This is a genomic window from Amycolatopsis sp. NPDC049868 (assembly GCF_044461365.1).
Lineage (GTDB): Bacteria > Actinomycetota > Actinomycetes > Mycobacteriales > Pseudonocardiaceae > Amycolatopsis.
On sequence record NZ_JBITKV010000012.1, the window covers coordinates 118,901 to 137,847 of the forward strand.

Consider the following 18,947-nt stretch of genomic DNA (forward strand, 5'->3'; position numbering starts at 1 on the left):
TGATGTGCCTCGGTAACGGGTTCTCGTTGATCAACGCTGCGCGGGGTCACTTGTCGATCCGCAATTGAGCCATCAACCCCATGGACGAGTGATCCATCATGTGGCAGTGGTAAACGTACGTCCCAGTATACTGGAAGTCGAAGGTGGTCAGAATGCGCACAGTCTCCCCTGGCATCACCCGCACCGTGTCCTTCAAACCGGTTTGACCTGGGTCTGGTGGCCGGCCGTTGATGTCGAGGACGCGGAAGTCCACCAAGTGCACGTGGAAGTTGTGCGGTGCACCATCGGTGTTGATGTTCGTAATCTCCCACACCTCCGAGGCGCCGTACTTGACAACGGTATCGATTCTGTTCATGTCGAACGGCTTGCCGTTGATCGTGCCCATCATCTGGGCGGGGTCCATGAGCAGCGTGAACTTCCTGGTGACCGAGGGAGCCTGCAGAAGTGGCAGAGTGGCAAGCCGCTCGGGTATGCGGCTGCGGTCGGGAGCGGGGCGAACAACGTCGAACCGCATGACGTCCGTCGTCGTATCCGTCGCGAAGAGACTATTTCGGAGTACGACCTGCGTGCCTAGCGGGTAGCGAGAGAAGTCCACGATCACATCTGCGCGCTCCGCGGGCGACAGCGGGATCATGGTCGTACGCCACGGGGTCTCGAGGAGTCCTCGGTCGGAGCCGATCTGTACAAACTCGTCGCCAGTGGAAAGGTTGAGCTCGAAGGGGCGCAGGTTGGCACCGTTGAGCAGCCGGAATCTGTATTTGCGCGCGGCTACGCGAAAATAGGGCTGCGGCTTACCGTTCACCAGGATAGTGGTCCGGCCGAAGAAGTCATCCTCGTCGTAGACCAGTGAGCCGTCCGGTGCCAGCTCGGCATCACGGATCATGATGGGCACGTCGTAGGGGCCTTCGGGGAGGGAGAGCCTCTGCTCGTGGGCGTCCGAAAGTAGATAGAAACCTGCCAAACCGCGGTAAACGTGTTCGGATTCCAGATGGTGGGCATGATCGTGATACCACAGCGACGCGGCAACCTGGCTGTTGGGATAGACGTATGTCCGGGACGTTCCGGGTGCGATCACGTCCATCGGAAGGCCGTCGTTGTCTTGGCTCACCACACCGCCGTGCAGGTGCACGTTGGCCTCTTCGGAGAGTTTGTTGTGTTGCCGGACAATGGTGCGGCGTCCCGCGTGTGCGTGAATGGTCGGTCCAGGAAATTTGCCGTTGAACGTGATCACCGGAACCGGTCGCCCGCGCAGTATTTCCGCCCGTGCAGTCTGGATGTCAAGGTCGTAGTAATCGGTGGTGGCCGAACGATGGCTCGGCCGCAGTACGGCGGGTATCGGCATCGGGACCTGGAAAGGAGTGGAACTGGTCGGAGGACGGCGTTTCACGCTCGACGCGCCCATCGCGAACGGCATCCCCGCGGCGACCGCCGCCTGAAGCATCTGCCTCCGTGTGAGCACCATGGTCACTCCTCCTCGGTCGGATCGCAGGGATATCCAGCGCGGGGGTCAGCACATCGTGTGCTGGTTGGCGGAATTTTCCGGGATGGACTGGACCGTGCTCCAATGCTCCAGCAGCTTGCCGTGACGGACCCGGAAAAAGTCGCCGGACACCGACCCGCGGGAATCCGGGAAGTCCAGCAGGTGACTGAACAAGAAGACCAGATCTCCTTCGGCGACGGCGAGCTTCACGTCGGCTCGGTAGCCGGGGTACACGGCGTACATGTCTTGCATGAACTGTTGCAGGGCTGCGGCACCGTTCGGGACCCCTGGCCAGTGCTGAACGTACGTGTTGTCACCGATATAACGGTCGAGCGCCTGGGTGCGCAGAGTGTCGGAGCGCTGGTTGATCGCCTCGGAGAAGAGACCGAGGGCCGCATGCTTACTGCGAGCTGCTGTGGACAGTGGCGTCGGCCACGAAACCTTGGGTGAGGTGAGCGTGGAGAACATGTCGTTGCCCACGTTCGACGGCTGCAGGACCTCCTGGCTGACTGCCCACTGTTCGGCGATCCTCCCATGTCTGAACCGGAAGAGGTCCATCTGTGCGAGGCCCAGATCGCCGGGCCTTGGGACGAAGTTGCCGTGTACTGCAACGAGATCGCCTTCGGCGACGACCCTTTTTATGTTGTAGCGGAGCTGCGGGAATTTTGCCCGAAGGTCGGCCTGATGATCACGGAAGGCCCTGCTGCCGTTGCGCATTTCGGGGTTGTGTTGAATGAGATCGGGTCGCATGGCCTTGTGAACAAAGGAAAGGTTGCCTTCGTTCAGCGCCCGATAGAGCGTGAGGGCGACCATCTTGTTCGCGGCCTCTCCGGGCGCCTTCGCCGACCTGTGCGACGCAGGCCGGCTCTCCTGCGGGGCGGCGACGGCGGTCGACGCGAAACCAGAGACCAGGGAAATCGCAGCGGTAAACCCACCCAGTAGCAGCGAAGACCTGCGTGACAGGCTTTTTGTTGACATGAATACCCTCGTTCCCCGCAATCAGCGGATCATGGACAGTAAAAGCCGTGGTCGGAATTCGGTGTTCCGTGCCATTGTTAAAGGGAGTGTGGTCAATCGCCCTCTGTGGGGGTATCTGCTCTGTTGCTTTAAATGATCTTCATCGAGACAAGTCGGGGGATTTGAGTCCAGTGGAATACGGCCGGTCGGACGCGTTGCATGCTGCCTTTTTTTGGGGCACTTTTCCAGTGCCTTCATGCCTTCGTTGCAATAGCTGCCGCCCGGGAAATAGACTTTCGGCTCGTGTCGCTTTGCCGTCGACTAGATCGTGACGTACCCTGCCGCGTGTCTCCGGACCGATCGTCGGCAAGTGGTGAGCCGTGCAGGATGAGTGAACCGCTTCTCGCCGATCCAGTGCACCATCACCTCTGCTCGTTCGCACCGTTGCGCCACTTGCAACCGGCAGTGCGGACGACAGGTCGTGGTGAGTGGACTGCCCTCGGGCTGCGTGATCATCACCTGGCCGTTGACGATGTTCACCTGCCCGATGTCCCCGCCATGGCACCAGTTCCTGCTCGGTACGCTATGCACGGGCGGAGCCGGCTACTCGGAGTGAGACCCCGCCTGATCCTCGGAGACTGTCGAGGAACACGGTCGGAGTGGGATGTGCTTTCGCCAGGGGCGACGGAGCCCAGTGGTCACGAGAACACGATCATCACAGTGAAGGTCTCGGCGCTGCTCGCTCTTCGTCCTTCCACGGTGTCATCCCGCAGGCCGGCGGACGACGAGTTCACCGGTCGCTCGTGGCCGGAGACATGCGACACTCCTGCACTGCCACCATCCCGCGACCGCCGAGCCAAGACCGTCACCGCCTGGCTGTCCGAGTTCGACTGATCGATCCACTTGATGGCGAGACACCGTGACACTCGGAAAGTCAGCTTGCTCCCGCCGGTGATTCAGCGCCGGGAGCGGACCGCCCCGGCCAGCGCGTCCAGCAGGTCGGAGGTGGTGTCCCAGTCCATGCAAGCGTCGGTGATGCTCTGGCCGTAGGTCAGTTCACCGCTGCGGCCGAGTTCGAGGTTCTGCCGGCCGGCGACGAGGAAGCTCTCCAGCATCAGGCCGACGATGCCGCGTTCCCCGGCTCCGATCCGCCCGGTCAGCTCGCGGACGACCTCGGCCTGCCGGACGTGGTCTTTTCCGCTGTTGCCGTGACTGGCGTCGATGATCACCCGCTCCGCCGATCCGGACTTCCTTAGCCGTGCGAGGGTGTCCGCGACTGTCGAAGCGTCGTGATTCGGCCCTGTCGAGCTCCCCCGCAGGATGACGTGACATTCCGGGTTTCCGGACGTCGCGAGCAGCGCGGCCAGTCCATCGGAGTTGATCCCGGCGAAGACGTGGCTCGCCGCCGCCGCGCGGGTCGCGTCCACCGCGACCTGGATGTCGCCCTCGGTCGAGTTCTTGATACCCACCGGCATCGACAACGCGCTGCACAGCTGCCGGTGCACCTGACTCGCGGCGGTCCGCGCGCCGATCGACCCCCAGGTGACGACGTCGGCGATAAACTGCGGAGTGATCGGGTCGAGGAATTCGCAGCCGACCGGTAGGCCCAGCGCTGACACGTCGAGCAGCAGCCGCCGCGCCATCCGCAGACCCTTGTTCACTGCGAACGTGCCGTCGAGGTCGGGGTCGTTGATCAGGCCCTTCCAGCCCAGCGTAGTTCGCGGCTTCTCGAAGTACACGCGCATGACGACGTGTAGTTCGCCGCGTAGCTCTTCGGCTTTCGCGGCGAGGCGGCGGGCGTAGTCGAGGGCGGCTTCGGCGTCGTGTACCGAGCACGGGCCGACCACGACCAGGAGCCGGTCGTCGTGGCCGTCTAAAATTTCGACGGTTTCCGCGCGGCCCTGGCGCACGACCTTCGCCACTACCGCGTCGGCGGGATGATCCTCGCGCAGCAGGGCGGGGGAGATGAGCGGGCTGATGCTTGTGGTGCGCTGGGCATCGAGCGGGACGACGTCGGCGGGACCGGCAGTCGGAGACATGAGGTGGTTCCTTCCCGGAGGACACCGACCCGCGAAAACCACCGAGCCGGTGGTAAGTCCGGCTCAGGTGGACTCAACGCAGGATCACGTCGCCGCGCCCACCCGGGGTCGACTTCGAAAGGTTTCCTGGGTCAGGAGTAGCACAGTACCAACGTCGTTCGCATCGAAGAGCCGGGAGAAATGTACCTATTTCTCCCGGCTCTGCCCCTTGTCGTGACCGTGGGCTGAAGGATGCTGAGGACGGTGCGTTCGCCGCGTTATTCGGCTTGATCGACAGCCAGGTCTTCGACGCGGCCATAGAGCATGTGTTCCCGGCATATTCCGTCGTCGTCGATGCCATCGGCGAAATCCTCCCAATCCATATTGGCGATCGAGAGGTTGTTTTCGATCTCCTGAATGGTGTGAGGGACGGCGCGGAACGAGCGGCCAGCGGGCTTGCCTGGCCAGTCGTTGGCCGGGTCGGGTTCCGAGCCGAGGTCCACGACCAGGATCGGGTGCTCCGGGGAGCGAATCGTGGTTTCGTCGACGACCAACAGCAGCGCGTGCGTGGCACGGTCAGGCCCGGATTCCAGCAGGGCAGTGACCGTCAAGCCGACGAACGCCGGGTCGTCGACATACGTCACGTTGGCCTCGAACTCGTCCGGTGTCACCCAACTGATCCCGGACTTCACTCGTTCCCAGGCCGTCTGGTCGGAGAAGTCGGTGCGGATCACCGGCACGTTCCGCGTAGTCGGCAGCTGTCGTGCACCGACCGGAACCGTGGGGCGACGGGAGGTGCGCTTCCGGCCTATTTTCGCCTGTGGCTCGTTCGAAGATTTCGCGAACTTGGCGTGGTCGCGTCTATACCCGTTGCGCCACATGACCTCACCGTCGGTGTCCAGCATTTCCAGATCACCGCTGTCGCGGACCACAATTTGTCTGGGGTGGAACGGGAACCCTGGGTGTGGTGAGGCATGTCCCATGCCTTGCGGACGCCGCGCAGGTCCACGCCGTCGACTTCGTCCTTGGACCAGCGCAGGAACAGGCCGTCCTCCTCCAGGACGAGCCAGGTGCCGAATGGGTCCGGATACATCGCCGGGACCAGGTAGAACCAGCTGGTGATCTGTCCCTGCGGCCCGTAGAGGAAGGTGCCGCTGTGCTGGTGGTCGTGTACCAGCACATAGTGGCCGTTGGGGGAGGTCAGGCTCTGCTCTGCGAGGCTCTGCCCGACCTGCATGCGGTCTCCGCGTGCCACGGTGAACGGCGGTAGTTGGATGTCCGTGGTCGCGGTGTCGGTATGCCACACGATCTCGCCGTCATTGCTCAGCAGGACGACGTCGCCGTCGTCACGGACCTCCAGTATCGCCACGCCACGGCCTGCTGTGCCGGTGGACCGCAGCGGGACACCGTCCTCAGCGTGCGCCACGAGATCGCCGTCCGGTTGCAGGGTGACGTCACTGACACCAGTGCCGTGGCGCTTTTGCCGCCGGTCCCCAGGGCTGAATGAACTGGACCACCACAGCGGTTTGCGATCGTGGTTGCGGAAAAGAATGAGATCGTCGAAACCGAGGTGCTTGAGGGTGAACGCGTCGTTGAGGGAGGTCAGGGACTGCCGTCGCAGACTCTCGCCAACCCGCAATCGGTGTCCTCCTGCGATCAGGTCGTCTCCCACCGGCGGCGTTGACGGATAGTCGCCAGAGTGCACATGGACCGTAGTGCCCGGGAAGCGGCTCAGCCGGCGGGGAAGCTCTTCAGGCAATGGTTCCATCGGCATGTCCGGTGCTCCAGGCACTGCACACACTCCGCGGTATGGAATGGGGGCATGGCCCGTGCGTTGACGGTAGCCGGTGAAACCGCTGGCCGGAGCCAGGAACCGGACGGTTTCGAGTTGTAGATGCAGGGAGCCATTGTTGCCGACGATGTCAAGGCGGTAGCAGGCATAGGCTCCGGGGTCGGCGATCGGATAGGTTCTGGACTCGTGCCGGTCGGTGAACGGCTCGTGCGTGCGTGTGTCCAGGATCCGCCACAGATTCCCGTCCACGGAGCCGCGCAGGATCCATGCCGCCGGGTCCCGATCGGGTGCGTCGTTAGCGGAAGTGAGGACGTATCGGTCCGCCGCGATCGGGTGCGGAAATTGGAATTCCAGGGGCGCCCGCTCGTGTGGTGCGAACCATTTGCTGTGTACTCCGTCGACGAGGTTCGAGGCCACCTCGCCCGCGTCACGATTCTCGGCGCTGGCCCACACGAGGGTCACCATGCCGGTGATATCCGCGCTGCCGTTCGGGCTCACCGAACGCAGCGAGACTGAACAGGAGTTGCCTGTCCGCTCACGCCAAGCCGCCCACAACAGCGGCGCGTCAGCACCATCGTCGATCAGCAACCGGAGCCGTCCCGGCGGCTGCCGGCCTGTCGTGCCCTCGACCTCCGTGTCGAACTCATACTCACGAGCATCGCCGGTCCCTGGTGAGTCTCCCGGCTGGGCGCGAAACTCGCCCCGCACCTCCACCACATCGCCGTTGGTGGTGCGGCGATGGCCGTAGCAGCTCGTCATGTCCGGCGAGAAACCGACTGCGGACTGGATGCCGTCCGCGGTACCCCACGACAGCTCGTCCAGAACCACACTCTCACTGTTGTCGACGTGCACCAGCAGTTCGTGATCTGGCGTCCAGTCCGCTGAACTCCGGGCACGCCACCACATCTGAAAGGCGCACCTGGACACCGAAACCGTCATAGGTTCGAATGCTCCTCGCTGGTCATGGCGTCAGCGGTGATGGTCCAGCGACGCTTTATGTAACTGGACGGTAGTAGGGTGCATCACCCGACGGTCAGGAGTCATCCGGTGAAGGTGGTTCTGGCAGTCACGAAGTCTGCACGAAGTGCCTATCCCGCATCGAGATGTTGGGAGACGGGCCGCTTGGGTTGGACTGCTGAAATTGAGGGCTCGGCGGTCGACATTGGTGTTCCCGGGGTGTGGGCTATAACGAAGTCGACCGCGGGCGTGAGGCCTGATGTCCGACCTGGGTGCGACAGGATAGGCGAGAGTTCTTCAATTTCTCTGCGTTGATACTCTTCCCGTTAATCCGGGCGGGCATGATTCGGTAGGCATGATGCTCTGCAATGCGTACTGGGTCGCCTTCGCTGGTCTCTGGTCGGCGCCGGTGTTCAGTGCGAGCCGGTGGTGGACGCTGGCCGACGGGCCTCCCGCTAGTCGCTCGGCGACGGTGACTCCCTTGACCTTCTGTTGTGTTGACCTGCAGGTGCGTCATTTCCGGTAAGTCAACCGCGAGGAAAGGCCTTCGGCTTCCGGTGATGCCACGAGTGCGGATGTGGCCACTGGTGGGCGCGGGCTTTGAATGACGGCCGGAACTGTGAGCGCGCTTCATGAACCGGGGTGTCCGGGTGCTCGAACTCTTGGATGACCTGGCCAGTCTCAGTCGAATCACCGATCGAGAAAGGCCAATAGGTGGTGCGTTTCTCACGCGAGCCGACGACGAAGCCGGACGTCTGTCGATCTCGAGCAGAGGCGTTCATGTGGGTCTTCGGAAGACCCGCGCCTATCCTGGATCCAGCGGCAGATGAACTGCGCTCGCCCACACGAGACTAAAAGGCAGAACTGCGGGTGTTCTCGTCCTTCTAAGCTCGGACGTAGCGGACATTTCACCATGCTCGGAGTGATCATGTGCTCATGCGACTTTTAGCCGTGCTCAGACACGACGTGCCCGCATCCCTCGTGGTCTTCCTCGTGGCCGTGCCGCTTTCGCTCGGGATCGCACTGGCCTCCGGCGCTCCGGTGGTGGCCGGGCTGATCGCCGCCGTCGTTGGCGGAATCGTCGCCGGCGCGCTCGGCGGCTCGGTCCTCCAGGTCAGCGGCCCGGCGGCCGGGCTGACCGTCGTCGTCGCGCAGACCATCGCCACCTTCGGCTGGACGGTCACCTGTGCGATCACCGTGGCCGCCGGTGCGCTCCAGGTTCTGCTGGGCTTGAGTCGCGTCGCCCGTGCCGCGCTGGCGATCTCGCCTGCCATCGTGCACGGGATGCTCGCCGGTATCGGCGTGACGATCACGCTCGGCCAACTCCACGTGATCCTCGGCGGTACCGCGCAGAGTTCCGCGATCAAGAACATCGCCGAACTGCCAGGCCAGATCGTCGCCCACCACGATTCGGCGACCTTGATCGGGCTGCTCACGCTGGCGTTGCTGATCCTGTGGCCGCGGCTGCCGCAGTTCGTGCAGCGCCTGCCGGGTCCGCTGGCCGCGATCGCCGTCGCGACCGGGGTGTCACTGCTGGCAGGGATGACGCTGCCCCGGGTGGACCTGCCTGGTGACGTGCTGAACATCCAGCTCGTCCCGCGGCTGCCGTCCGGCGGCTGGGGTGGGTTCGCGCTCGCGGTGGTCACCATCGCGGTGATCGCGAGTGTCGAGAGCCTGCTGTCGGCCGTCGCGACGGACAAGCTGCACAACGGCAAAAGGGCGAACCTCGACCGCGAATTGACCGGCCAGGGTGCCGCCAACATGGTTTCCGGCGCGCTCGGAGGGCTGCCCGTCACCGGCGTCATCGTGCGCAGCTCCACCAACGTCAACGCCGGGGCGAAGACCCGCGCGTCGGCGATCCTGCATGGGGTCTGGGTGATGGTCTTCGTGGTCGTGCTGAGCGGGCTCATCCAGAGCATCCCGCTCGCCGCGCTCGCCGGCCTGCTGGTGTATGTCGGCGCGAAGCTGGTGAACCCCGGTCATGTCCGCCAGGTGCGCACCCACGGTGATCTGTACGTCTACGTCGTGACGCTGCTCGGTGTGGTGGCACTCGACCTTCGCAAGGGCGTACTCGCCGGGATCGCGCTGTCGCTGTTCCTGATGCTGCGCCGCACCTTGTGGTCCGGCATCCACGTCGAGCGTGACGGACAGGGCAGGCAGGAGTGGCGGGTCGTGGTCGAGGGCGTGCTGACGTTCCTGTCCGTGCCACGGCTGACCAAGGTGCTCGCCCAGGTACCCGAGGGTGCGACAGTGAAGCTGGAACTGGTCGTGGACTACCTCGACCATGCCGCGTTCGAGTCGCTGTCGAACTGGCAGCAGGCCCACGAACGTGCGGGCGGCACGGTGACCGTCGACGAGGTCGGTCACCCGTGGTTCGCCAATGGTAAGGAAGGCAGCCCGACCTTGAGCCGCATCGCGGCCGCGCGGGCTGTGCCTCGCTGGCTCGCGCCGTGGTCGGACTGGCAGGCCGCCGACATCCAGGTGCCCGGCCAGCGCGGCGGGCCGACCTTGCGCGGGGTCAGCGAGTTCCACCGCAGAACGGCGCCCCTGCTGAAGGACACGCTGTCCGGGCTGGCGAACGGCCAGGAACCGCACACACTGTTCATCACCTGCGGGGACGCGCGGATCGTGCCGAACCTGATCACCACGAGCGGTCCCGGCGACCTGTTCACTGTGCGCAACATCGGCAACCTCGTCCCGGCACGGCAGGCCGATTCCTCGATGAACGCGGTCGTGGAGTTCGCGGTCGGCGTACTCGGTGTTCGTGAAATCGTGGTGTGCGGACATTCGAGCTGCGGGGCGATGGGCGCACTGGCCGACGGAGCGCCGAACGGGACACCGCTGCTGTCGGCTTGGCTCCGTCACGCCGAGCCGAGCGTGCGGCGCACGGAGACAGTGACCATCGGCGGCACTCGGCCGGCGCGGGAAACCGACCGGTCGGCCCTGCACAACATTCTGCAGCAGTTGGAACACCTGCGGCACTATCCACTGGTGGCCGAAGCGGAGACGCGCGGTGACCTGACGCTGACCGGGATGTACTTCGACGTCGGTGCGGCACAGGTGTCGCTCTGGGACGGCCGAACCGGTGATTTCGTGCCCGCGGGGTCACCGACCAGAGCGCGGCTGAACGGGGCCGCCGGATAATCCCGGCGGGGCGAACCTCTCACATCTGTTAAGTGTCGGCGCGATACCGTGGGGATGACCTTCGCCAGACGCTGTTCCGTGCGAACCTGTCGGCGAGGGTTTGTACGCGCGGCGTCTTGGAGATGTCTTGAAAGGGTTGTTCAGGGCGAACCGTATCTTGAACAACCCTTTCAAGTGACATGGTCCGCAGCGGGGCAGCTGTGAGTCAGGTGCGGTGTCGCCGTAGTCCCGTTGTCCTGAGTGGATCGATCGGGTGAGCTGCCGCGATTAATCGAGAGATCATGCTGTAGTCCGGTCGGGTCATGGAACTCCCAGGCGATCGGCCCAGTCGCAGCCTCGGGGAACGTGGTGAACAGCACAATCGCCACTCACGGTTGCCCTAAAAGCTTCACTTCGACTTGACCGCTGGTGCGCGCCTTCCTCGTAGTGGAACCTGAACCAGGTGCTGGTCTCATCCGTTCCGCCGGGCATCGGACCATCGGCGATGCCCGGTTCGAAGCGAGAAGAATAATTGGGGAAGCGATGCCCAAGACGGCTATGAAGATCTCGGTGAATGAAAGCTTTATTGCCGACGCAATGGAGTGGCATTTCGCGCCGGAGACGGGTTCGAAGTTCTGGTTGGAAAAGCAGCGGGTCCTCGAGTTCGATCCGCGCCGGGACGTGCGCACACACGCCGATTTGAGGCTCTTTCCCAATGTGGTCGACGAACTGCGGTACACGCCGATCGCGGATCTCATTCCTCGGGGTTACGGTTCGTGCCCGGATATCGTAGGGGTCTACGACAGTGGGGGTACCACTGGTGCATCGAAACGGGTGCCACTGTACGCCGAGTGGTTGAAGAGTTACGTCGCCTGGACCAGTCGCCGGATGGACGTGCTGGGTTTTCCGGCTGGGGGCAACTGGCTCGCGGTGACACCGACCGGCCCGCACGTGTTCGGTCGCATCATCGCCGAACTGGTCAGGCATCGGCGCGGTGTGCATTTCACCATCGACCTCGATCCGCGATGGGTGAAGCGGAGCCTGCGGGAAAAGCGTGACGCCGAGGCCTCACGCTACATCGATCATTTGATCGAGCAGACCGTGTCGATCTTGGAATGGCAGCCGATCGACGTTCTTGTCGTACCGCCGCCGCTGTTGGAGCGGATGGTCGCTCAGGAGGACATCGCCGACCTCATCCGGCGGAAGGTGAGTGCCGTCCTTTGGGGTGGCGCCCACCTGGATCCAGACTCCCGGCAGTTGCTCCGGACCGAGGTTCTCCCACGCGTCGGCATCCACGGGATGTACGGGAGCACGACCATTCTCGGTGGGGCTATGGAACGCCCCGGGAAACCTGCGGGCCTTCAGTGCGTATTCGACCCTTTCTCCCCGGCAATGAGCTTCTCCGTCGTCGACCCGCAGACCTTGGAAGAGGTGGCCGACGGCGAGCGCGGCCAGGTGGTCATGCATCACATCAGCAGGTCCCTGCTGCTTCCGAACAACCTCGAACGCGATCTCGCTACCCGGATCGCCGCCCCCGCCGGGACGATGGGCGCCTCGGTCGCGGACGTGGCTCCCATGCCGAGCTTCGCCGATACCGAAGTCATCGAAGGCGTGTATTGATGTCCGCCTTGTACCCGGTCGACGCGCTGGGACCCGATGGGCCGTACCGGACCGCCAAGCGGCTGACGATCGCCGATGTGGCCGGGGTGCCGGTCGCCGAACTCAGCCAGGTACCGCCCCTCTATGCGCGGCGGGTGGTCTCCCGGCTCCGCTCGGCGGCTCCACTGCCGCCGTCGCCGAGATACTCCGCGCTGGCCAAGGCCGCGCGTCTGTTCGCCAGTGAGACGGGGGATATCTCGCTGGCCGAGCATCACTCGCTGGTGGCGCGGGTCAGCGGCGTGCCGGTCAGTGCGGTTCGTGCCGCGACCGAAGCGATTGTGCGAGCCGCTGAGTCAGCAGCGTCCGTGGTCGAGGCGGCCCGCCCCGCGGGTACTGAGGCAGACTGGCGGACCGGTGCGATCAACAGCCAACGTGCGGTATGGGGACGTCGCGGCGAGGTACTCGTGGTTCACGCCCCAGGAAACCATCCCGGCGTCCATGCGGCGTGGCTCGAAGCGCTTGCGCTGGGCTATCGCGTCGCGGTCCGCCCGTCCAGTCGTGACCCGTTGACTCCTCATCGACTGGTGCTGGCACTCCGTGCCGCTGGATTCGCTCCGGACCACGTGGCATTGCTGCCCTCGGACCGCGCGACCGCGCATACGCTCATTCGCGCCGCGGATCGCGCGATCGTGTACGGCGGCGAAGACATGGTCAACACCTATGCGGCTGAGGAGAACGTCCTGGTGCAGGGGCCGGGTCGAAGCAAGATCCTCTTGGCGGACAACGACTGGGAACGTCATCTCGACGTCATCGTCGATTCGGTCAGTGGTTACGGCGGGACGGCCTGTGTGAACGCCACCGCGGTACTCGTCGCCGGAGATCCCGTGCCGGTGGCGGAAGCGCTCCATCAACGTTTGGCGTCGCTTCCCCCTGCGGCGCCGGAACTTGATGGAGCGGTCCTCCCCGCGTTCTCGAGCGAGCAGGCACGGTCGATCGAGGCGTATCTACGGAGCAAGCTCCACAGTGCTCGGCTGCTTGGTGGCCCTGGGCTCGTCGATGAGCTTCCCGGCGGAGGAGCTGTTCTGCGGCCCGCCGTGATCCTGCTCGATCGACCGGTGGATACGGAGAGGGCCCAGATCGAATTGCCGTTTCCGTGTGTGTGGGTACTTCCTTGGTCTGCGAAAGGCATCTCCCAACTCGAGAACAGTCTGGTCGTCACCGTGTTCTCCGTGGACGACGACCTGCTTGACCGGCTTGTCGCGGCTGACTCGATTCGAAATGTCCATATAGGACATTTTCCCACCTTTCTGATGCAACCGGCTCTGCCCCACGACGGCTACCTTGCCGAATTCCTGATGCGCAGCAAGACAGTGCTTGGCCGATGACATCTTCACTGAAGGAGGCACACATGCTCGACAGGATCGATCAAGTCAGTTTGACCCGGCTGCTCGGTGAGCTGGCGGAACTCGACACGGCGCGTACGCTCGAACGGGTGTCCGGCGTCAGGGTCGGGAGGGACACCATGGCGCGCTTCGTCGCCGCATGCTCATTCGAGCATGCGGCGACACTCATCTTTCCGGAATCGGTGGCCGCCGTGGTGTCGTTTCTCAGGGAAAACGGCTTCGAAGTAGCCCCTCCAGCGCCCAGCGTCATCGTCCGAGAACGCCTCATGGAGCGGTACTCGATCTCCGGCGACCTCGACGTCACGATCGTCAACGCCGCGACTGAGATTTCGCCAGGGACGCGGCGAGGCGTCGAAGTCTTTTGCGTTGATCCGCGGCATGCCAGTCCCGAGATGATCGAACGGGAACGCAGGGAAGCCAACGAAGACCATTTCGCACTCCGAGTCGGCGAATGCGCGGAGGGCGAGCTGGGTGCCCTCCGGGACTTGCTGGTGGGCCAGTTCGCGCTGCGGCCCAGCGGCGGGGGCTACAACCCCTGGGTGAACCAGGCCGATGGTGGGGACTCAGTCCTCTATTTCGACTCGGCTTCCGGGGCGCGGTTAGAGCTCACCTGCGCTGGTGACGCCCGTGACGTCGTCGCCGAGCACCGGCTGGACTCCAGGAGCGCGGACGAACATCACCTGCTCAGCATCCTCGCCGGGCACTGGGCGGCCAGGGCTGTTCATGTCGCGGCGAAGCTCGGTGTCGCCGATGTTCTCGCCGGCTGCTCGCGCACCGCCGAAGAGATCGCACGGGCGCTCGGGGCCGACGTCGAGCCGTTGACGCGGTTCTTGCGTTATCTGACACGGATCGACGTTCTGTGCGTCGATTCCACCCTGCAGTACGCGCTCGGCGCGACGGGAGAACTCCTCAGGTCCGGTAGCCCATTCCGAGATTTGACCCTCCTCTACGGTGAGGAGTTCTACGATGCTTGGGACAACTTCGAGCCGTCGGTGGTCTCCGGACGCAGTGCCTTCGGGCTCACATTCGGCGTCGAACACTTCGACTATTTCGCCGACCACCCGGAGTCGGCGCGGCGGTTCGACCGGGCGATGTCGGCGGTGAGCGGCCTGATCTCGCACTGGATCGCGGCCGAGTACGACTTTTCCGGCAGTTCGTCCGTGGCCGACATCGGCGGCGGTGACGGCACGCTGTTGCGGGGTGTGTTGCGTGCGAATCAGGGGCTTTCGGGAGTGCTCGTCGACCGTGAGCACGTGTGCGCCGGCTTGGTGATCGAACCGGAGCTGGCGACACGTTTGGCAGCCGAGCCGACGGACTTCTTCGAACAGGTACCTGCCGGTCACGACGTATACCTGCTCTCCAGGGTCCTCCACGACTGGGCCGACGCCGATGGCATCCGCATCTTGCAGGCCTGTCGCGAGGCCTGCGGTTCCGATTCGACCCTGCTGGTGGTCGAGAGACTGCTGCCGGAAAACGGTGGTCGTTGTCTCGCCGCGGATTGGGACATGCAGATGCTCGCGATCACTGGTGGCCGGGAACGGACTCGAGGTCAGTACGAAGCCCTGCTCGCCAAGGCGGGATTCAGCCTTGACTCCACACAACGGCTGCCGGCGGAAATGAGCCTCCTCGTCTGCTCCCCGCTGGAGTGACACGAGACAGGACGACCGGCTGGCGGCATCGTCACGTGGGTCGCCCGCGGACGTGGGTTGGTCGTTACTCACCCGCAAAGGCGACGCTCGGTTGCCGCCGCGCTGGTGCCGGCCACTGGCGATACCGGTTTATCGAGACGTGTGGCGATGCTGCTTCCGTTCCTCGATGTCGTCCGGTAGACCTTCGGAGAGCGCATGATCGAGCGAATTGATCAGCCCATCAGCCGAACGGGTCGTCGAGGAGTCGAAGACGGTAGCGCACTTTGCCGCGACAACCGGCACACATGAGCAATCCCTGTATCGCCTGCTGCGACTGCTCGCCAGTGCCGTGTCTGCCGGGAGACGGACCCGGAGCCGATCTCATGAATGCACGACCGGCTCCGTTACCGTGACTTCAATCTGAATACACGTGCAAGGGGCAGATCAGGCAGCCGACCTCCTTGTACCTTGTGCGTCGAAAATCTGAGGACGGTTTCACCCTGTCCTCGGATTCCACCTCGGAGCCGCATCTCACTCATCGCCAGTGAGGAAGTCGACGAACGCCGAGAGATCGTAGGCGTTCTCCCAGTGCTCGACAATCCGGCCGTCAACGAAGCGCCAGACGCCGCAGAAAGGGACTGCAAGGACCTTGCCATCCCGGTGGGCTCGCAGTATCCCGGTGACGGCTCCGAAGAAATCGTTCGCCACGATGTCCTGAACGTCCATGAAGAGAGTGTCGCCGGTGAGTGCGATCAGTTCTCGCTCCTTACCGACGACCGCTTCTCTACCCCGTACCTTGGCGCCGACCGGGTTCACCTCCCGGTCTGCGGTGTGCAGGACGACATCGTCCGCGGCGAACTCGCCCAGACGTCTGAGATCGGCGTAGATCATCCGCAGCGTGTTGACATTCGGGTGGGTCGTCGACGTTTCTGGGTGAGCAGTCATGACTACTCCAATTTCCGGCGCTTGTCTCCTGTCCGGCCCGGCCAAGCCCGTGATCGCCGCCGTACTGCAAGCTGTGTAGAGGCGAGTCGGGGCTTCCGCCGCATCCGGACGAGCGACTGATCGTGAGTCCGGCAGGCCGTGGTCATCGCGTACCTCAGCGTACTCTTGCGCATTGAACCTGCCGAACCGGAAGGCGCCGGGGCCGGGACACGTCCCGGCCGGCTCGCGCGACAACATCGGCACGAGCGTGGTAGCACACGCCTCGACTGTGCAGCAGAACCATCAGATCGCCGCGTACAAGGTGTGGCCGAAGTTCGAGGACGTCGGTGTGCGCAAGAACGCCGGTACCTCGTCGGCGGTCTTCGGGCACAAGCACCTCAACGTTCTGTCCCGGCTCCGGGGAAAGAAGTCACCTCAACGCACTGAACCCAGCGCTCAACCGCGACACTGACGCAGCCGAGATGGTACGCACGACCATGACCGACGGCGAACTCCGCACAATCGGCGCAGGCATGGTGGTCTTGAGGATGCCGCTGGACATCCTCACCCGGACCACGAGACCGACGACGTAACGATCACCACCCACGGTCGGGACGGCCGCTGTCCTCAGGGACGGCGGTCGCGTATCGACTCTCTTGGCGGAGACGGCCGTCGAACACGGTCAGCTGACGGGGAACGTGGTGCCGATCCCCATGCCGGTGATCCATTCGGGAACTGGCTCGTAGCTGGTCCACGCCAGCGGTCGCCCGGCAGCGGCCTGGCCGATCAGCCAGCACCGCACCTCGTGGCCTCCGCTGCCCGCCTCTTCTTCGAGTTTCTCGTGACCGAGCGCGGCGACTGCGTCACCGTCGTTGGCGGTCAGCCTGGAGAGAAACCACTTGTCCCACTCGGCGTTCACTCGTGCGTTCGAATTGCCACCCATCGCGCGTACCTTGGGCTCACGGGCCGCGGCGAACGCCTTGGCATCGGCGCGGCCGTGAATCAGCGCCATGCGCCGCTCGCCACCCACAGACGGATCGCGTGGATCGTTCGAGGGTAGCCAATGCGACAGGCCACCACTGGCCGCGATCAGGATCCGGCCACGGAACTGTGACGAGCGCAGCGCCGCTCCGAGCGCTTGTCCCATTTCGACACAACGCCGTAGCGATGGCAGGGGAGGCGCGGCGGTGTTGACGACGAGGGGGACCATCGGCAAGGAAGTACCACCGGTGATCATTTCGTAGCCTTGCACGATGCCGTGGTCGACGGTGAGGAAATACGACAGGGTCAAGTCGAACCCGGTGTCGGCAAGTCCTGAATACGTCGACCAGGCGAGCGCGCCTTCCACTGGCAGCGGGCCGTCGGTGCTGCCGTAGTCACCGAAGCCGATGGCCTCCTCGACACCGAGCACGAAAGGCGGCATCACGTCGTAGAAGTTGCTGTGGAAGTGGTCAGGGCCGATAACGACGATCGCGTCGGGCGCGAGCTGTTCGACGGCACGGCGAACTCGCTCCGCGTCGCTGAGGAACTTCCCACCGGGGCTGTCCACACGCGAGGGCGGCAACAGGGTCGCGAATGGACTGTGGGACATGCCGACGAAGCCGATGATCTCCGCCATCAGGAGGGATCCTTTCCGTGAACAAGCCACGTGTGGTGTGTCTCGAGGAACTGGTCGACTTGCTCCCATTGTGGCCAATGTCCTGCGTCCTCAATGACGTGCAGGCGTGCGTCAGGCAGCCAGCCGAGCAGCATTTCGGCCTCGTCGAGGCCGCCTGTAGGGTCGTGGCTCGTCCAGAGCAGGAGAGTAGGTGCGGTCACCCGCGAGACCCACGACGGATCCCACGCGAAGTCCTTGCGGACTTCCGGATCCTGCAGCACCAAGGTGTTGCTGATCGCGCGCACGAAACCAGGGCGGGAGTAAACCTGGCGACGCAGGTTCACCAATTCGTCGGTGACCATCTCTTTGTGGTGGAAGAGGAACTCGACGCGGCGTCGGACAGTCGTGTCACTCGGGTCGCGAACCGCCGCCATCGTGCTGTCACGCATCCGGGTCATCACTTCCGGCTTGTTGGCGATGTTGCCTGGAGTGTTCAGGACAAGCCGGTCCACACGGTCGGGATGGTGAGCGGCCACCCACGCGGCCACCCAGCCGCCGAGCGACTCGCCGGACAGGTGCGCCCGGCCGATACCGAGAGTGTCGAGCAGGGACACGAGGTGATCGGAGAGGACATCGATGGTGTACGGCTGGTCAGGTAGGTCCGACCAGCCGTGGCCCACCATGTCGTAGGCCGTGACATGAAAGTCCAACGCGAGGCCGGCGATGTCACGGGCGTATGCCTCGAGATGCCCGCCGGTGCCGTGGAGGAGCACGAGTTCCGGGCCGGTGCCCGCTTGCAGGACCCGGGTGCGCACCGTGCGTCCGGCCAAGGGGACATCGACGTGGTGCAGGATGTGGTCGACATCGGAGAGTTCGCCCCAGATGCTGATGTGGTCAGGGATCGGCCGGGTTGTGGTGCTCATGTCTCCGTACCTTTCTCGTGGTGGTCGAAACGTGCCCGGGCCTCGGCGAGGGTGACGAGTCCGGCGCTCTCACGCCGGGCCAGCCCGAAGAGGCCGAGCAACCTGGAGTTCTCGATGGTCAGGAACTCCACCGGCTGTTCGGCCGAGTCGTTGTAGTGGCGGTGCCAGGCCCACGGCGGTGTGTAGATGAATGACCCGGTGGTCCAGTTGACGATGTCGGCTGGCGCGTCCCCGTCTGCACCCTGGATTTCGCTGTGCCCGGTTCCGGTGAGCACGAAGTGGACGGTTTCGTGGTAATGCCGTTGCATGTCCGAAGTTCCGGCGGGTGGGATCACCTGCCGGAACAGCTCGAAAGTCGTCGTGGGGAGTGTGCCCGCGACTCGTAATGTGGTCGGATTCGACACCGTGCCGGATGGGATCGTCTCGAGATCACGGTCATGCACCACCAGCGGGCGTCCGCCGCCGGGGCGCACCGTATGGGTGATGCCTGCGAGGAAGTCGGCCATGGAGAAACCAGGACCCGAGGTGGCCATGAGCAGTCGTCCT

Annotated in this window: 14 protein-coding genes; 5 read left to right on the forward strand and 9 right to left on the reverse strand. The window is 64.3% G+C overall.

All coding sequences use genetic code 11. The annotated features are described in order from the left end of the window. Positions 1–46: 46 nt before the first annotated feature. The 5 genes from ACIBTM_RS36270 to ACIBTM_RS36290 form a co-directional block, all read right to left on the reverse strand. Positions 47–1,462 carry a multicopper oxidase family protein gene (locus ACIBTM_RS36270; RefSeq protein ID WP_395881677.1) on the reverse strand — a complete coding sequence of 472 codons (1,416 nt, stop codon included), beginning with the start codon at positions 1,460–1,462 and terminating at the stop codon, positions 47–49. A 45-nt stretch (positions 1,463–1,507) separates the two neighbouring features. After that, entirely contained in the window at positions 1,508–2,458 is a 951-nt protein-coding gene (locus ACIBTM_RS36275; protein WP_395881678.1) for a nuclear transport factor 2 family protein, read from the reverse strand. Positions 2,459–3,393: 935 nt separating this feature from the next. Continuing rightward, a complete protein-coding gene (locus ACIBTM_RS36280) occupies positions 3,394–4,476 on the reverse strand; it encodes a 3-deoxy-7-phosphoheptulonate synthase (protein WP_395881679.1) in 1,083 nt (360 codons plus the stop codon). 257 nt (positions 4,477–4,733) lie between these two features. Continuing rightward, positions 4,734–5,189: a DUF6924 domain-containing protein gene (locus ACIBTM_RS36285; RefSeq protein WP_395881680.1), complete on the reverse strand. Its 456-nt coding sequence runs from the start codon at positions 5,187–5,189 to the stop codon at positions 4,734–4,736. Positions 5,190–5,263: 74 nt separating this feature from the next. Continuing rightward, a complete protein-coding gene (locus ACIBTM_RS36290; protein ID WP_395881681.1) occupies positions 5,264–7,186 on the reverse strand; it encodes a hypothetical protein in 1,923 nt (640 codons plus the stop codon). A 954-nt stretch (positions 7,187–8,140) separates the two neighbouring features. Here ACIBTM_RS36290 and ACIBTM_RS36295 point away from each other — a divergent pair. The 4 genes from ACIBTM_RS36295 to ACIBTM_RS36310 all read left to right on the forward strand — a co-directional run bounded on the left by ACIBTM_RS36295 (position 8,141) and on the right by ACIBTM_RS36310 (position 14,978). Continuing rightward, positions 8,141–10,348 carry a SulP family inorganic anion transporter gene (locus ACIBTM_RS36295; protein ID WP_395881682.1) on the forward strand — a complete coding sequence of 736 codons (2,208 nt, stop codon included), beginning with the start codon at positions 8,141–8,143 and terminating at the stop codon, positions 10,346–10,348. A 522-nt stretch (positions 10,349–10,870) separates the two neighbouring features. Continuing rightward, positions 10,871–11,947 carry an AMP-binding protein gene (locus ACIBTM_RS36300; RefSeq protein ID WP_395881683.1) on the forward strand — a complete coding sequence of 359 codons (1,077 nt, stop codon included), beginning with the start codon at positions 10,871–10,873 and terminating at the stop codon, positions 11,945–11,947. Beyond that, on the forward strand, positions 11,947–13,311 hold the full coding sequence (locus ACIBTM_RS36305; RefSeq protein ID WP_395881684.1) for an aldehyde dehydrogenase family protein: 1,365 nt from the start codon (positions 11,947–11,949) through the stop codon (positions 13,309–13,311). Before ACIBTM_RS36300 ends, ACIBTM_RS36305 begins: the two co-directional genes overlap by 1 nt. A gap of 23 nt (positions 13,312–13,334) precedes the next feature. Continuing rightward, a complete protein-coding gene (locus tag ACIBTM_RS36310; protein WP_395881685.1) occupies positions 13,335–14,978 on the forward strand; it encodes a methyltransferase in 1,644 nt (547 codons plus the stop codon). 510 nt (positions 14,979–15,488) lie between these two features. Here the strand turns inward: ACIBTM_RS36310 and ACIBTM_RS36315 are convergent. Further along, positions 15,489–15,902, reverse strand: a complete 414-nt coding sequence (locus ACIBTM_RS36315) for a nuclear transport factor 2 family protein (RefSeq protein WP_395881686.1) — start codon at positions 15,900–15,902, stop codon at positions 15,489–15,491. A gap of 172 nt (positions 15,903–16,074) precedes the next feature. Between ACIBTM_RS36315 and ACIBTM_RS36320 the strand changes: the two genes are divergently transcribed. Next, positions 16,075–16,353: a hypothetical protein gene (locus ACIBTM_RS36320; protein WP_395881687.1), complete on the forward strand. Its 279-nt coding sequence runs from the start codon at positions 16,075–16,077 to the stop codon at positions 16,351–16,353. A gap of 210 nt (positions 16,354–16,563) precedes the next feature. Here ACIBTM_RS36320 and ACIBTM_RS36325 read toward each other — a convergent pair whose 3' ends face one another. From ACIBTM_RS36325 to ACIBTM_RS36335, 3 genes are read right to left on the reverse strand one after another with little or no spacing between them, the layout of a single operon-like run. Next, a complete protein-coding gene (locus tag ACIBTM_RS36325; RefSeq protein ID WP_395881688.1) occupies positions 16,564–17,499 on the reverse strand; it encodes a 2,3-dihydroxyphenylpropionate 1,2-dioxygenase in 936 nt (311 codons plus the stop codon). Further along, entirely contained in the window at positions 17,499–18,401 is a 903-nt protein-coding gene (locus tag ACIBTM_RS36330) for an alpha/beta fold hydrolase (RefSeq protein ID WP_395881689.1), read from the reverse strand. Before ACIBTM_RS36330 ends, ACIBTM_RS36325 begins: the two co-directional genes overlap by 1 nt. After that, the gene (locus ACIBTM_RS36335; RefSeq protein WP_395881690.1) at positions 18,398–18,934 is read right to left on the reverse strand and encodes a cupin domain-containing protein; all 537 of its coding nucleotides are present in this window, start codon (positions 18,932–18,934) and stop codon (positions 18,398–18,400) included. The genes ACIBTM_RS36330 and ACIBTM_RS36335 overlap by 4 nt, the downstream gene beginning before the upstream one ends. Positions 18,935–18,947 lie beyond the last annotated feature (13 nt).

What these genes read in the sequence shown, in the direction of transcription:
- ACIBTM_RS36270 (WP_395881677.1), bottom strand. Translation starts at nt 1,462, where the DNA reads ATGGTGCTCACACGGAGGCAGATGCTTCAGGCGGCGGTCGCCGCGGGG.
- ACIBTM_RS36315 (WP_395881686.1), bottom strand. Translation starts at nt 15,902, where the DNA reads ATGACTGCTCACCCAGAAACGTCGACGACCCACCCGAATGTCAACACG.
- ACIBTM_RS36300 (WP_395881683.1), top strand. Translation starts at nt 10,871, where the DNA reads ATGCCCAAGACGGCTATGAAGATCTCGGTGAATGAAAGCTTTATTGCC.
- ACIBTM_RS36335 (WP_395881690.1), bottom strand. Translation starts at nt 18,934, where the DNA reads ATGGCCACCTCGGGTCCTGGTTTCTCCATGGCCGACTTCCTCGCAGGC.
- ACIBTM_RS36280 (WP_395881679.1), bottom strand. Translation starts at nt 4,476, where the DNA reads ATGTCTCCGACTGCCGGTCCCGCCGACGTCGTCCCGCTCGATGCCCAG.
- ACIBTM_RS36295 (WP_395881682.1), top strand. Translation starts at nt 8,141, where the DNA reads ATGCGACTTTTAGCCGTGCTCAGACACGACGTGCCCGCATCCCTCGTG.
- ACIBTM_RS36290 (WP_395881681.1), bottom strand. Translation starts at nt 7,186, where the DNA reads ATGACGGTTTCGGTGTCCAGGTGCGCCTTTCAGATGTGGTGGCGTGCC.
- ACIBTM_RS36325 (WP_395881688.1), bottom strand. Translation starts at nt 17,499, where the DNA reads ATGGCGGAGATCATCGGCTTCGTCGGCATGTCCCACAGTCCATTCGCG.
- ACIBTM_RS36310 (WP_395881685.1), top strand. Translation starts at nt 13,335, where the DNA reads ATGCTCGACAGGATCGATCAAGTCAGTTTGACCCGGCTGCTCGGTGAG.
- ACIBTM_RS36330 (WP_395881689.1), bottom strand. Translation starts at nt 18,401, where the DNA reads ATGAGCACCACAACCCGGCCGATCCCTGACCACATCAGCATCTGGGGC.
- ACIBTM_RS36275 (WP_395881678.1), bottom strand. Translation starts at nt 2,458, where the DNA reads ATGTCAACAAAAAGCCTGTCACGCAGGTCTTCGCTGCTACTGGGTGGG.
- ACIBTM_RS36305 (WP_395881684.1), top strand. Translation starts at nt 11,947, where the DNA reads ATGTCCGCCTTGTACCCGGTCGACGCGCTGGGACCCGATGGGCCGTAC.